Genomic DNA, 13,943 nt, shown 5'->3' with positions numbered 1-13,943 from the left:
TTATGAATTGTGTTATAGGCTAAAACCACATAAACGAGGCATGAAGCACAGGCAATGATATGTCCTTGGCAAGCTTCATAACGAAGATTATGGCAGTTTTAGCCATAACCTTTCAGGACGGGACTATTTTTCAGCATTTCGTCGTTAAGAGTTACTTGCTTAGATCACTAAGCTGCGTATCTCTTGCCTAGAAATACAAGAAAAATAGCCTTCGTCACAATTATCAAATGAAGTACCAGCAGACCCCCTTTAGCGTAAAAATGAGAGAGTGCTTTTGAACGTTCTACGTGTTCCCATTGCATTACGGTTGTTTTTGACAGTCTTGCTCACCACATTGCTTATTGCGACTGCAAGCTTGAGCGTTTTGCACTGGACAATGCAAAAGAACTTTGCCAAATATGTGGCCGACGTTGAAATGCAAAAGCTCGACCGTCTCATTACCAATCTTGGCAATGTCTATACGGTGTACCATGATTGGGGAAATGCGATTCAGGCACAAATTTTACAAATCGAAGGGACTGCGGCTCCCGATGATTATGATCGCCTCTCGCAGTGGTGGCTTCGTCGCCAATATGATATTGCCATACAACAGCACTCTTTCGATGAACATGCCCTCATCAATATTTCACCCGAAGTTACGCCGACAAATAAAAATACTATTTTTAGCGATGAAGAGTTAAAAACGCTTGAGCAAAATTTACCTTCTCAATATCAACCGTTTGAAGGGCTACGTTTCCCTTTAAGTGCAAACCAGTTTCGCCCAAGTGATGATAAAAATAAGTCAAAGAAGGGGAGCTTAAAAGATATTGAAACTCAAAATGGTAAGAAGCGTTTTATTGCTTTACCTGACCGTTTGGGTTTAAGTTCTCGTTTATCTTTATATGATGCAAATCACCAGTTTGTCGTTGGTGAACCGCCTTCTTCAGATCAGATGTCATTTCGCCCGATTATCTTAAACAATCAAGTCGTGGGATATTTGGGCTTAAAACCCGTTTTAGATAAAGAAGATGCTTTAAGTATTAATTTCTTTAGTAATCAAAAACGTTACTTACTCTTAATTTATGCTTTAACCTTGCTCTCAAGTTTAGTTGCAGCGCTATTGATGGCGACTTATTTTAAGAAACCGATTCAGCGTTTATTAAATGCGACAAATGAATTAACGAAAGGAAATTATCAGCATCAAGTTGTTATTAAGCGAAATGATGAATTAGGTGATCTATCCACCCAATTGAACCATTTGGCAGAAATTTTACATCGGCATGAAGAATCACGTCGTCAATGGGTAGCGGATACTTCCCATGAATTAAAAACGCCATTGGCTGTATTGCAAGCACAAATTGAAGCGATGCAAGACGGTATTCGAAAGGCAACCCCTGAACATCTTGATGCGATGATGCGTCAGGTTTCAAGCCTGAAAAAATTAACACAAGACCTTGCAGACTTGGCGCAGGCAGATGCCCAGCAGCTTAAGTGTTATTTGAGTTCTGTAAATCCGTGGGAAGTTGTATTACAAGAGGTTGAGAACTTTAAACCGAAACTTGAGCAGGCTGGTCTCGAAATTCAAGTTGAAGGAACAAGTTCTCCGTTATTATTAGATCGTGATCGGTTTAAACAGATTATTGTTAATTTAATTAGTAATAGTATTCGTTACACAGAAACAGGTGGCAAAATTCATATTCATACAGCTCAAACTCAACAGGAGTGGACTTTGTATGTTGATGACAGTCCATTTGGTTTAAATGATGAGCAGTTATCTCGTTTAGGTGAACGATTCTATCGCGTAGATGATTCGCGTACGCGTAGTACAGGTGGAACAGGACTAGGCTTGGCTTTGTCTTGTAAAATTGCGCAGGCGCTCGGTGGTACACTCAGTTTTGAACATTCACCATTAGGTGGTTTACGTTGTGTACTCACTTTTAAAAAGCAGAGTTAAATATAAAAGGAAAAATATCTCATGAAACATGTGATGTTGGTTGAAGATGAAGTCGAATTGGCGCATTTGGTGCGTGATTATCTTGAAGCTGCCGGTTTTGAAGTAAGTATGTTTCATGATGGTCAAGATGCCTATGCGAGTTTCCAGCAACGTAAACCTAATTTAATGGTTCTGGACTTAATGGTTCCACGAATGGATGGTTTGACCATTTGCCGTAAGGTTCGTGAACAGTCAGATTTGCCGATTATTATGGTGACTGCTCGTACCGAAGAAATCGACCGCGTCTTGGGTCTGAATATGGGCGCTGATGATTATGTATGTAAACCGTTTAGTCCAAAAGAGTTGGTTGCTCGCGTACAGGCAGTTTTACGCCGTTTAGAACGTAAGGCAGAACCTGAACAAAATGATTCTTTCCGAATTGATAAAGCACAGCAAAGAATTTGGTATCAACAAAAATCGTTGAGCTTAACGCCAACCGAATTTCGTTTACTTGAGCTATTTTTAGAGCATGTTGGACAAGTCTATTCACGAGCACAATTATTGGATCATATTAATCCAGATAGTTTTGACGTTGCCGATCGTGTGATTGACAGTCATATCAAAAACTTGCGCCGAAAAATTAGTGAAGCGGCTGAAACTGGTAACCGCCATGAGTGGATTCAAGCAGTTTACGGTGTAGGTTACCGCTTCGAATATCCTGAAGAGTAAAACACTAGCGAAAGTTATTCTGTGGATAACCACAATGTTATCCACAGAAAATGTGGATAATTTTAAAGATTTTATGGATAAATTATAATCTTTGTATGATTCGGCACGAATTGCCAAATCTCGTCTATATCTACATTTCTAACGGCGATACATCCTAAAGTCCAATCTTTATGGGGCATATAAGTTGAGCTAAAAGGCATCGATAGTAAGGATTTTGGAACAGATCCATGAATCATGATATCTCCACCGGTTGGTTGATTATGTTGCTTAGCATAGGCAATATCTTTCACATCGGGATAGGAGATATGCAAAGATTTATAGTACGCACTTTGTGAGTTTCGCCAATCTATAGAATAAACACCTTCAGGTGTTTTACCATCATTTTCAAAGTGTTTATGTCCTTCAGGGTTAAAGCCTAGACGAATAGGATAACGACGAATCACCTCATTATTATTTTTGAGTAGAAGTACGCGTTGATTTTTAAATACTTCAATTGATGTGATGGGCTTAGTCTTAATTAGTTCTAAGATCTCTTCGGTTGAAAGAGCCTTGTGGGATGATGTAAAAGTCGGTAAATATTTTTCATAATTATAAAAAGCGATTCCCAATGGAATCATGAGAAGTGTACAAATAATGATAGGTCTAATTTTCATATATTATTCTTTAATGTTTAAGAAACTCTCTAAGCTACCACTAAAGCGGCTTAAGAGAGTTTTAGTCTTTTAAAATATTAAGAAGAACAGCTTACCGCTACATCTGGTACGTCACTGGGTAAAGGACCTAAATCTTGTGGCTGTTCAAGTTCTGGTTGTCTTGTATACGGCTGATCAAGCAGCTTAAACAAACGGTCTACTTCGCTAAAATCATCTCGTTCAGCTGCTTCAATAGCACGTTGAGCCATGTGATTCCGTAATATATAAACTGGATTAGCTTTTTGCATATTCGCATCAAGCTCATCTGTATCTTGATGTTCACGAATGCTTTGATATTGGTTAAGAAACTCATCAAACTGTCGAATATCAAGGCAATCATCTCGTAGAGTTTTATATTCTTTATTTTGAAGTCGGATAAAGCTCTGAGTGTAGTCGAGTTGTTCAGTTTGTAAGATTTTTAAAAAACTAAAACTACAATCAAGGCTGTCTTTATGAAAATGAGGTAATCCCATTTTTTTACATAAACCAGTTGTGTAATGTTCCATGAAGGTTGGTTCAAATTGTTCTAAGCAACGCGCTAACTCTTCTTTGAACTGATCCTTTTGTTCAGGTTCAGCAAGTGGAATCAAATTGTTTAACCACGTCCATAAATTCCAATGACCTATACTTGGTTGATTTTGGTAAGTATAACGGCCTTGATAATCCGAGTGGTTATTAATCCAGTTCGGGCGGAAACGCTCCATAAAGCCATATGGACCAAAATCGAGTGTAGAACCAGTAATGTTAAGATTGTCTGTATTCATCACACCATGAGCAAATCCAACCAACTGCCATTTAGCAATCATGATTGCAGTACGTTCAACCACTTTTTTGGCAAAAGATAAAATAGGGTTCTCAGTTTCTAGGCACTCAGGATAATGCCACTCAATACATTTTTGAGTGAATTCTGAAAGCAACTCTGGAGCGTATTGATTAATCCATTCAAAATGCCCTAAACGGATATGACATTCAGATGTTCTTAGTAACATTGCTCCCAATTCTAGTTTTTCGCGCTGTACCCCTTGAGTGGAGGTTGTAAAACCTACCGCGTGACTAGAAGCGACTCCTAAAGCATTTAAAGCATGCCCAGCTAAATATTCACGAACCACAGAACGCAACACTGCGCGTCCGTCTCCCATTCTTGAATAGGGTGTCGGGCCTGCACCTTTTAGATGTAAATCTATGGTTTGACCCTTTGTATTAAGTATTTGCGCAATCAGTAAGCCACGACCATCACCGAGTTGTCCCGCCCATTGTCCGAATTGGTGACCAGCATAGACCATAGCAAGAGAAGGAAATTGAGTAAAAGTACGCTGTCCGCTACAGATTTCAACCCATGCATTTTTTTCGTCTTCTGACCATTGCAGTTCATCTGCCAAAGCAGTATTGAAATGACCTGCTTTTGCACCACGTAAAGGTGATGGGTGCTGAACATGGAATAATTTAGACGGAAGTGAAGGATAGAGCGGATTAAATTGCATGGGCTTGGCAAAATAGAGAAAGCAGATTTCACTATACCATAGTTAAAAAGCGGGCATAAAAATAGCTCCCGAAAGAGCTATTTTAGATAAGAACTTATTTTAGTCTGATACTACATTAGTGTTCTTTTTAATGTTACGCATTAAAGTTTCTAAACACTCACGATGATGACTTAAACGGTGTTCAAGCAATTGAAAATCAACTTTAAGCTTGTGATCCATTCTATGAATCTTTTCAGCCATTGCTGCTTTTTTCGCTTGTAGTTCTTGTTCTTTTAGCTTTGCCCAGTCATTTAATGTATGGGTAAAAGCTTCGTATTCCTGAGCAATACGTTGTTTCATCTGAGTCATATCAGCATTTACATTGTGACCATAAATAGCAAGGTCTTGTTCAGCGTATTTAAATTTCATCGCTAATTCTGCTTTTTTAATATTAAAGCTTGGAATACGACGTAAATTTTTAGCTAAACCAAGTTTAGAACATGACCAGATCAACCATTTTGTTGGATCATATTGCCACCATTTCACACCATTACGATAATCGTATTGGAAGATGTGATGGTAGTTATGGTAACCCTCGCCCCAAGTAGCAATGGCTAACCAGAAATTATCACGTGCAGTGTTTTCGTCTGTATAAGGACGGTTACCCCACATGTGGCAAAGCGAGTTGATGAAGAAAGTCACTTGATGGCTAATGATTAAACGCAATAGACCACCTATAAGGACTACACCCCACAAATCGCCAGTTGCCCAACCAATTAAGCCTAAAATTCCAACATGAACTGCAACTACGAGTAAACCATAGTATTTATGTTGGAACATCACCAGTTTATCGTTTAATAAGTCTGGTGCGTTTTTAAAATCTGGCTCAGATGGTGAATGATCGCGGATCATCCAACCCATATGGGCATACCAAAAACCACGTTTAATTGAATATGGATCTTCATCAACATGATCAACATGTCGATGGTGTGTACGGTGACCAGATGCCCAGAACAAAATACTATTTTGCACGGCAAATGTACCACCAATCATTAAAAGAATTTTAAGTGGTAACGACGCTTCATAAGCTCGGTGAGCCCACAGGCGGTGATAACCAGCAGTAATCCCCATACTACTTAGAGCTAAAAGAAAAAATAAGCTTACCCATGCACTTACACTAAAATCATAATAATACGCATAAATCGGGATTATGATTGCAGCAAGAACTGGTAAACCAATTAAGGTAATGCTAGCGGTCCAGTTAATTGGGGCTTTGAGTGGGGCGGAAGTCATATCCGGCAGCGCTCCTAGAAACCTTGTCAGACAAGGTACAAAGACAAAACGACATAGCAAAACCAATCATCAAGATATATTGCTATTCTATCCTTCATATTAGCACGTGCTTAGTGAGAATCACTAACATTATTGTACAGATGTATTGAAAGAACGGTAACAGATTTAAACCATGTCACAGAGTTTTTCAAGTAGGAGAAGTTGTTTAATGAACGTACAACGATTGAAAAAAAAGAACAGCATTGATATTGCAAGAAAATTATCATTGAAGTGTGTCTTGGTCACGATCAGTCTTGTATTAGCTGCATGTCAAAGTACCCCACAACAAAATATTCAGAAAGGCCAGAAAGCTCAAGTAAAACCAGTCCATCGCGTACAACCTCCTGTAGTAAAAAAGAGAGTAAGTCCTGATGGGATTCAAGATATTGATTGGCAAATTACCCAGATTAATGGTCACAAGGCCAAGTTTTTTAATCAATGGCCAGTTCTTTCTTTAAATTCTGCTGTCAAAACAGTCTCAGGTCATACGGGTTGTAATGGCGTTTTTGGTCGATATACTTTTGATTTCAGTCAACAGAAACTTGATATGCAGGTTAATGCAGGACATTCAAGTTGTGATGGTGCGTTGGCTCAAGAGGCAGAGTTGATTGATTCTTTACAGCGTATTCAAAAATTTCAGTTGGTAGGGAATACACTCTATTTGCTTGATCAGAGTGGGCAACGTCTCATTCAGGCACAAAAGAAATAATAAAAGGTGGTTTTACCACCTTTTTTATATTTACAGAGCTTGTAACATCGTAGTTGGAATATCTGTAATTAGCCCCTGTACATCTAAATCCCGTAAAGATTTAGCTCGTTCAATGTCATTTACTGTCCAAACACTAATATTTAGGTTTGCTTGTTGTGAAAGCTGAATCATTTCATCTGTTGCGAGTTGATCATGCCAGCCAATATGACAGCAACCATATTGATGAGCGAGTTCAATTGCGATTGCACCCACTGGAAGTTCAACTAACAACCCACGTTTAAATTGAGAATTCATCTCACGTAAGGCAGTTAAAATTTGAAGGTCAAAACTTGTGATGGTCACGACTTTCTCATAACCCTGCAATTCAGTCTCAAGCTTTTGAACGAGTCTTTCTGCTAAAGCCATGTCTCTTACAGCTTTTACTTCAACTTCAATATGATCGAAATTATCAAGTAAGTTTAAAACGCCTGTAAGTGTAGGTGTTGGTTCAGAGTTTGGCCAATTGGGCCAGTTTTGACGATGATCAAATGATAATGCTTGAGACAAATTAGATTGCTCAACAATTTGATCTATTCCTGCGGTACGTAAAAAGTTGTCATCATGGATCACAACTAATTCTTGATCTTGAAGCTGATGAATATCAAATTCGACACCACGAATACCTAGATTTTTTAAGTGCTGAAAACCACCTAGTGTATTTTCAGGAGCTTCTTTGCGTGCACCACGATGACCAATAATGCGCATAATTTTCTTCTATCAACTATTTTTAATGATGGTCTCTTCAAAAGAGCAGAGACCATGTTTAATCTAATCTACTTTTAAATAATCTCATTAATATTTTTTTGCCAAAGCACTTCTTGTCCACCTTCAGCACGTTGTAAAGCACGAGAAGCAACAAACAACCAGTCAGACAGGCGGTTTAAAAGTTGGAGTGCCGTGGTTTGAATATTCTGATCGCGTGTTTGTACTGAGAGTAGAGATCGTTCTGCACGGCGGCAAACAGCACGTGCCTGATGGGCATAACTGCAAGTTAAAGAGCCTGATGGTAGAATAAACTCTTTCAACATCGGTAAGTCTTCATTCATACGGTCAATTTCTTTTTCAAGAAATTCAATGCAAACAGGCTGAAGTAAATTGTAGTTTGGAATACAAACCTCGCCGCCTAAGTCAAAAAGCCAGTGTTGAACTAAGCTCAGACTCTTATCCCAATTTGCTTTGTCTATTACTTGACTTTCAGTGATTTGAGCTCGAAGAACGCCAATAATGGCATTTAGTTCATCGACATCACCAAGTGCTGCAATCCGTAAATCATCTTTGGCAACACGAGAACCATCGCCTAAACCTGTTGTACCTGAGTCGCCTGTGCGTGTATAGATTTTGCTTAAACGGTGTCCCATGATGGATATCCTGAACATAAAAAAGGGGATAATGTCGGTCAGAACATTACCCCGAAACTGGAGTTAAGAAAATATTTTTATAATAAAGTTTTGCTTAGTAGCTTAAGGTCACACCAGCTGATGCAAGGCGGCCGCCGTTAATATAATAGCTTCCACTACCATATGCGGTGCGATATTTAGAGTCACTTATGTTTTGAATATTAGCAAAAACATTTATATTCTTATTGATCTTATATTGGCCATGCATATCTACACGGAAATGTCCTGGAATTTGGACATCGTCAAAGGCACTATTGTCGTAATCGCCATTTGCAAGCATCGTAGTTGAGAAGGTATAACGTTCATCTGTCCAACCTGCTGTTAGAGCAATATTTTGACGTGGACGACGGCTTAAATCATCATTATTAGTCTTATTTTTAGCACGGACATAGTTATAGCTTAAATTTGTAAATAGGTTTTCACCTTGCCATTTTATATAAAGTTCACTGCCTTCCATTTTAGCTTTATCAAGATTTCTCATTTGATTAAGAACACCATCAAAATCAATGAGATTATCGACTTCAGTTGTATATAGCGATAGACCAGTTGAAATATTATAGGCTAGTTTCTGGTCTAGACCAATTTCATATGAAAAGCTTTCTTCTGGTTTTAAGTCCGGATTGCCACCATAAGCATACATGTCATTAAGTGTCGGTGCTTTAAAGGCTGAACCAATATTTGCATAAATACTAGTTAATGGTAGAACTTGATAGCGGACAGAGCCTTGAGCAACGGTGTGCGTGCCGAATTTTTCATTGTCTTCCACACGAAGACCAACCTGTGTATTTAACCCTGCCTGATCATATTTATGTTGAATATAATAGCCTGTTGAATCAATATCTTCCTGATATGGCGTACCGTATGAGATAACGTCACCATCAATATTTCGATGTGTTACACCTAATAATAATTTTTGATTTGGTGTAAAGCCCCATTGGCCATAAATTTCAGCTTCTTGGGTTTTGCTATGTACATAATCTGGCGAATTATTTTGATCGATATCATCTTTAAATTGAGAGACACGTGCGTGTAACGCTAAATTCTCAAGAATATTTACACGTCCTTTGACGTTAATGATTTCATTTTTAAAATCTTGAGAAATGAGGTTGCCATTATTGTCATAATCGCTATAGCCTTCATTTTCACTATAATCAACAGAAGCAGCATAATTCTCTTTATCAACGCCTACCTTTGCACTATAACCTTTTTGATCAAATGAGGCATTGGGAGCATTTTTTATATCTTTTACAGGTGTCCCATCGGTTTCTAGGCGTTGGCCACGAATTTGTGCATAAAAACCATCCTCTGCTAAATCAGCACCGATAACAGATTTATAAGTTTTATCTTCACCAATCTCACCTGTAACAAAAGCTGAGGTTTTTTCAGGTGTTTTTGAAATTAGCTGTACAACACCAGAAATTGCATCAGTGCCATACAAAACAGAGGCAGGACCCTTAAGTATTTCAATTTGCTTAATATCAGTTGTATCAATAAATGCGAGTGATGCTGTGCCGGACGTTGCTGAATTTAGACGGACACCATCTCTTAATATAAGAGCTTGTTCCGATTTGCCGCCACGCAAGAAAATTGAAGCTATTTGTCCATAACCACCACTTTGCACCATATTAATGGATGCATCTGTTTGTAATAATTGTGGTAAAGATGCGATAGGTGATTGTTCGAGAACTTTTGGCTCAATAATATTGATTCGAGCCGGAACTTCACTCGCTTTTTCAGCACTTTTTGAAGCAGTCACTACAATTGGATCAAGCTGAGTTGCGTTGGTTGTATCTTCAGCAAAAATAACAGGTGAAAACCCCATCGCAATAGCGATAGCCCCTACCAGACGAGTAGGTTGAAAAGACTTAGACATAACATGCTCCATACATTCACCCCACGTGAATGATCGGGTAGATAGATGAAACAAGTAGGTCTCCGGACTTCAACGCCATATTTAAGTTATGGACATATTCACCTTCCCACATCATTGCAGTGGTGTAAGTCGAGAACGACTTAAAAAATATGCTTTACATTGTTACCGTTGCGGGGGCAGTGCCGGACTTTCACCAGCTTCCCTAAAGCATTAATTGCTTACACTTGCTTCCAATTTTACGCAGTATAAAGTGGCGATTTATTTCATACAATGTCATTTGGACCAATTCCCAGAGAACTTTTACGCAAGGGGCAAAAATTGCATTACAATGGCGCTTATTTTAAGAAATGGTTGTAGTTTAGGCAGATCATGAGCCCTTCAAACCAAAAACGTACACGAGCGAAAATCTGTGGAATTACTCGCCCTCAAGATGTTCAGTCAGTAGTTGCGGCTGGAGCAGATGCAATTGGTTTTGTATTTTTTCCGCCAAGTCCAAGACATGTCACACTCGAGCAGGCACAAGAACTAGTTAAACTTATTCCTCCTTATGTACAACTTGTTGGTTTGTTTGTGAATGCAGGTGCTACTGAGATTCAGTCAGTACTTGATTGTGTTCCCCTAGATGTATTACAACTACATGGCGACGAAACTCCAGAACAATGTCAGGAGATAGCTCGCCATTGTAAGCGTCGCTGGTATAAAGCGATTCAGGTTAAGCCTGACCTTGATGTTATTGCTGAAATTCAAAAATATCAGGCGGCTGGAGCCAGTGCTGTCTTGCTCGATGCGTGGCATCCTGAGCTTAAAGGGGGCACAGGACATCAGTTTGACTGGTCTAAATTTCCAAAACTTGATATTCCATTAATCTTGGCAGGTGGTTTAACCCCTGACAATGTCATTGACGCTATTCATACTACCGGTGCTTTTGCAGTAGATGTGAGCGGAGGCGTAGAGTCCGCAAAAGGTATAAAAGACCAACAACTCATTGAACGATTTATGCAAGGAGTCCAACGTGGATCAGCAAAACAATGTGATTGACTATACACAGTACCCAGATGCTGCAGGGCATTTCGGTATCCATGGCGGACGTTTTGTGTCAGAAACACTCATGGCGGCATTAGAAGATTTAGAAAATCTATATTCCCGCATGAAAAATGATGAACAGTTTCTGGCAGAATTCGACCGCGATCTTGCCTACTATGTAGGTCGTCCTAGTCCACTTTATTATGCTGAGCGATGGTCAAAAGAGTTAGGTGGTGCGCAAATTTACCTGAAACGTGAAGACTTGAACCATACAGGCTCACATAAGGTAAACAACACGATTGGTCAGGCGCTATTGGCAAAGCTTTCTGGTAAAAAACGTATTATTGCCGAGACTGGTGCAGGGCAGCACGGTGTAGCAACTGCAACAATTGCAGCGCGTTTGGGCCTTGAATGTGTTGTTTATATGGGTGCTGAAGACGTTAAGCGTCAAGCTATGAACGTTTATCGTATGCGTTTGTTGGGTGCGACTGTTGTGCCGGTGCAAAGTGGTTCAAAAACACTTAAAGATGCCATGAACGAAGCTATGCGTGACTGGGTGACCAACGTTGATAGTACTTACTATGTGATTGGTACGGTGGCAGGTCCACATCCATATCCTCAACTCGTTCGTGACTTCCAGTCAATTATTGGTCGTGAAGCACGTAAACAGATTTTGGAACAAGCGGGCCGCTTACCAGATGCATTGGTTGCTTGTGTGGGCGGTGGTTCAAATGCAATGGGTTTATTCTACCCATTCTTAAACGATGCCAATGTGAAAATGTACGGTGTTGAAGCTGCTGGTTTTGGTATTGAAACTGGTAAACACTCTGCGCCGTTAAATGCAGGTCACGTTGGCGTGTTACATGGTAACCGTACTTACTTGATGAGTGATGAGCAAGGCCAGATTATCGAAACACACAGTATCTCTGCTGGGTTAGATTATCCGGGTGTTGGTCCTGAACACAGCTTCTTGAAAGATATGAAGCGTGTTGAGTATGTGCCGATTAATGATACAGAGGCTCTACAAGGCTTCCGTGATTTAACCAAAATTGAAGGGATTATTCCTGCTCTTGAAAGCTCACATGCCATGGCTTATGTCTCTAAGCTTGCACCGACTATGTCTAAAGATCAGATTATTATTGCGACTGTTTCTGGCCGTGGTGATAAAGATTTAATGACTGTTGCACGCATTGATGGCGTAGAAATGGTTGAGATGTAAGCGAGAATAAAAATGCCAAGTCTGTTTATGGTAATGTTGGGTGGGCGTCATGCACGCGCAAATACAGAAGTTCATGATATTGTCATGGCTGTAGGAGATACTTTGGAAGAAGTTTATCCTCAACTTAAACAGGCTTGGTTTGGTGAGGCTCAAGGATTACATATTGATGCTTGGGCTAAGCTTTCTGGTGTGGCTTCACAAGGTGAAAATTATCAAATTCACTTCACTGATGCAGCACCAAAACCAGATGACTTAAAGTTATATTTAATTAATCTCGGCGGATATAATGCTCATGAGTTCGGTGAGCTCCATCGTTATGAGTTTGTTGTTGCACCCAATGCTGTTATTGCAAAACAATTGGGTAAACAATTTATAGATCAACAGTGGCAAAAAGCGCATACAGATCGAGTCATTGATATTGATGACTGCTTAGCGATAGATTGTGTAGCAGGGCGCTATATTCATTTAATAAAAGGCGATTTTGCTGCAACAATTTGGGAAAATACGTATTTGACCGTGGTATAGGTCATTTGAAATCTAATATTCATATGGAAGTGGGTAAATGGATTTAATTCAAGAAAATGGACAGCCTCGTTATGGGCGTTTTGAATCTGTACCGTCAACCATTCATGTACAACATTATATTTATAAAACCCCTTATGGTAAGGTCTTAAAAGGCTGGCGTAAGCAATTAAAATACAAGAAATTTAAATTCTGTGGCATTCAGCATAAACATTATAGTATTGGTCTGGCCATTGCGGATATTGGCTGGGTCGGCCACGGTTTTTTCTATATTTATGATCATGAAACCCAGCAGGTAATTGAATGGAATGCGATTCAGCCTTTAGGGCATAAAACCTATCTTGATGAACAGCCGTTGTTTAATCAAAGCTATTTTTCTAAATCGCCTTATCAATTTGATATTCAGCATGCGAATGGTGTACGGTATATTCGAGTCACTAAATATGGTGAGATTAAACTCAGTGCTCGGATTTTTTGTGCTGGCACCGATATATTAAGTTTATGTACACCGACAGGAATTAATGGTTGGACCTATACTCAAAAGCAGACGACGCTGGGTGTAGAAGGGATGTTTATTAATAAACAAAACCAAGTTGTACAATTTGATGAAAAGACTTTTGCATCTTTAGATGATACCTGTGGGTTTTTGCGACCTGAAACAGCTTGGTTCTGGCTTTCATGTAATTTCTGGGATGAACAAGGCAGACGTATTGGTCTAAATTTAGCTTCTGGCGTTAATGAAAGTTTTGGTAATGAAAACTGTTTATGGATTAATGGGGTTTTATTTCCCCTGACAGATGTTCTATTTGAAAAAGTAAATGATGAACTTTGGCAAATTAGTTCTCTAGATCAAAAGCTTAATCTACAAATCCATATTGGTTGGTGTAGATACGAAAATATTAATTTAAGAATGATTGGAAGTCAGTTCAATCAGTGGCAAGCTAAAATTAGTGGCACGATTGAGCATGAGACGAATGATGTCATCACTTGCAATGAGCAATATGGTTTATTAGAACAACACTACGCAAAATGGTAA

Annotated in this window: 13 protein-coding genes and 1 riboswitch; of the genes, 7 read left to right on the top strand and 6 right to left on the bottom strand. The window is 39.3% G+C overall.

Annotated features, from left to right (window positions below; genetic code table 11):
- Positions 1–274: 274 nt before the first annotated feature.
- Together baeS and F936_RS18245 are read left to right on the top strand one after the other, a co-directional pair.
- A complete protein-coding gene (gene baeS / locus F936_RS18250) occupies positions 275–1,933 on the top strand; it encodes a sensor histidine kinase efflux regulator BaeS (protein ID WP_005050129.1) in 1,659 nt (552 codons plus the stop codon).
- Between the two features lie 21 nt (positions 1,934–1,954).
- Positions 1,955–2,641: a response regulator gene (locus tag F936_RS18245; protein WP_003655179.1), complete on the top strand. Its 687-nt coding sequence runs from the start codon at positions 1,955–1,957 to the stop codon at positions 2,639–2,641.
- Between the two features lie 71 nt (positions 2,642–2,712).
- Here the strand turns inward: F936_RS18245 and F936_RS18240 are convergent, their stop codons facing one another.
- From F936_RS18240 to F936_RS18230, 3 genes are all read right to left on the bottom strand, one after another.
- Positions 2,713–3,294: a L,D-transpeptidase family protein gene (locus F936_RS18240; protein WP_016801734.1), complete on the bottom strand. Its 582-nt coding sequence runs from the start codon at positions 3,292–3,294 to the stop codon at positions 2,713–2,715.
- A 77-nt stretch (positions 3,295–3,371) separates the two neighbouring features.
- Positions 3,372–4,814 (bottom strand): protein adenylyltransferase SelO, encoded by a 1,443-nt coding sequence (locus F936_RS18235; RefSeq protein WP_005050123.1) that lies wholly within the window; start codon positions 4,812–4,814, stop codon positions 3,372–3,374.
- Positions 4,815–4,913: 99 nt separating this feature from the next.
- A complete protein-coding gene (locus F936_RS18230; protein ID WP_005050121.1) occupies positions 4,914–6,086 on the bottom strand; it encodes an acyl-CoA desaturase in 1,173 nt (390 codons plus the stop codon).
- Between the two features lie 208 nt (positions 6,087–6,294).
- On the opposite strand from F936_RS18230, the gene F936_RS18225 reads away from it, so the two are divergent.
- Positions 6,295–6,834 carry an META domain-containing protein gene (locus tag F936_RS18225; protein WP_005050118.1) on the top strand — a complete coding sequence of 180 codons (540 nt, stop codon included), beginning with the start codon at positions 6,295–6,297 and terminating at the stop codon, positions 6,832–6,834.
- Positions 6,835–6,864: 30 nt separating this feature from the next.
- On the opposite strand, the gene F936_RS18220 is transcribed toward F936_RS18225, so the two are convergent.
- The 3 genes from F936_RS18220 to F936_RS18210 all read right to left on the bottom strand — a co-directional run bounded on the left by F936_RS18220 (position 6,865) and on the right by F936_RS18210 (position 10,143).
- Complete coding sequence (locus tag F936_RS18220) at positions 6,865–7,578, bottom strand: glycerophosphodiester phosphodiesterase (protein ID WP_005050116.1); 714 nt, start codon at positions 7,576–7,578, stop codon at positions 6,865–6,867.
- A gap of 74 nt (positions 7,579–7,652) precedes the next feature.
- Positions 7,653–8,231 carry a cob(I)yrinic acid a,c-diamide adenosyltransferase gene (locus F936_RS18215; RefSeq protein WP_005050113.1) on the bottom strand — a complete coding sequence of 193 codons (579 nt, stop codon included), beginning with the start codon at positions 8,229–8,231 and terminating at the stop codon, positions 7,653–7,655.
- Positions 8,232–8,325: 94 nt separating this feature from the next.
- Positions 8,326–10,143: a TonB-dependent receptor plug domain-containing protein gene (locus F936_RS18210; protein ID WP_005050111.1), complete on the bottom strand. Its 1,818-nt coding sequence runs from the start codon at positions 10,141–10,143 to the stop codon at positions 8,326–8,328.
- Between the two features lie 36 nt (positions 10,144–10,179).
- Positions 10,180–10,386, bottom strand: a riboswitch (cobalamin riboswitch).
- Positions 10,387–10,512: 126 nt separating this feature from the next.
- On the opposite strand from F936_RS18210, the gene F936_RS18205 reads away from it, so the two are divergent.
- Genes F936_RS18205 through F936_RS18190 form a run of 4 tightly spaced genes read left to right on the top strand, consistent with a single transcriptional unit; the run spans position 10,513 to position 13,943 of the window.
- The gene (locus F936_RS18205) at positions 10,513–11,181 is read left to right on the top strand and encodes a phosphoribosylanthranilate isomerase (RefSeq protein ID WP_005050109.1); all 669 of its coding nucleotides are present in this window, start codon (positions 10,513–10,515) and stop codon (positions 11,179–11,181) included.
- The gene (gene trpB, locus F936_RS18200; RefSeq protein WP_003655197.1) at positions 11,156–12,385 is read left to right on the top strand and encodes a tryptophan synthase subunit beta; all 1,230 of its coding nucleotides are present in this window, start codon (positions 11,156–11,158) and stop codon (positions 12,383–12,385) included. Before F936_RS18205 ends, trpB begins: the two co-directional genes overlap by 26 nt.
- A gap of 12 nt (positions 12,386–12,397) precedes the next feature.
- Entirely contained in the window at positions 12,398–12,910 is a 513-nt protein-coding gene (locus tag F936_RS18195; protein WP_005050106.1) for a DUF1543 domain-containing protein, read from the top strand.
- Positions 12,911–12,947: 37 nt separating this feature from the next.
- Positions 12,948–13,943, top strand: a complete 996-nt coding sequence (locus F936_RS18190; RefSeq protein WP_005050104.1) for a DUF2804 domain-containing protein — start codon at positions 12,948–12,950, stop codon at positions 13,941–13,943.

It is taken from the genome of Acinetobacter calcoaceticus DSM 30006 = CIP 81.8 (genome assembly GCF_000368965.1).
In the GTDB taxonomy this organism is placed as follows: domain Bacteria; phylum Pseudomonadota; class Gammaproteobacteria; order Pseudomonadales; family Moraxellaceae; genus Acinetobacter; species Acinetobacter calcoaceticus.
This window is presented reverse-complemented; position numbering and strand designations above follow the sequence as displayed.

Bases quoted from the DNA above. Each gene is read 5' to 3' on its own strand.
- F936_RS18190 (WP_005050104.1), top strand. From the start codon at position 12,948: ATGGATTTAATTCAAGAAAATGGACAGCCTCGTTATGGGCGTTTTGAA.
- F936_RS18215 (WP_005050113.1), bottom strand. From the start codon at position 8,231: ATGGGACACCGTTTAAGCAAAATCTATACACGCACAGGCGACTCAGGT.
- F936_RS18220 (WP_005050116.1), bottom strand. From the start codon at position 7,578: ATGCGCATTATTGGTCATCGTGGTGCACGCAAAGAAGCTCCTGAAAAT.
- F936_RS18230 (WP_005050121.1), bottom strand. From the start codon at position 6,086: ATGACTTCCGCCCCACTCAAAGCCCCAATTAACTGGACCGCTAGCATT.
- F936_RS18235 (WP_005050123.1), bottom strand. From the start codon at position 4,814: ATGCAATTTAATCCGCTCTATCCTTCACTTCCGTCTAAATTATTCCAT.
- F936_RS18245 (WP_003655179.1), top strand. From the start codon at position 1,955: ATGAAACATGTGATGTTGGTTGAAGATGAAGTCGAATTGGCGCATTTG.
- F936_RS18240 (WP_016801734.1), bottom strand. From the start codon at position 3,294: ATGAAAATTAGACCTATCATTATTTGTACACTTCTCATGATTCCATTG.
- F936_RS18225 (WP_005050118.1), top strand. From the start codon at position 6,295: ATGAACGTACAACGATTGAAAAAAAAGAACAGCATTGATATTGCAAGA.
- F936_RS18210 (WP_005050111.1), bottom strand. From the start codon at position 10,143: ATGTCTAAGTCTTTTCAACCTACTCGTCTGGTAGGGGCTATCGCTATT.
- F936_RS18205 (WP_005050109.1), top strand. From the start codon at position 10,513: ATGAGCCCTTCAAACCAAAAACGTACACGAGCGAAAATCTGTGGAATT.
- F936_RS18195 (WP_005050106.1), top strand. From the start codon at position 12,398: ATGCCAAGTCTGTTTATGGTAATGTTGGGTGGGCGTCATGCACGCGCA.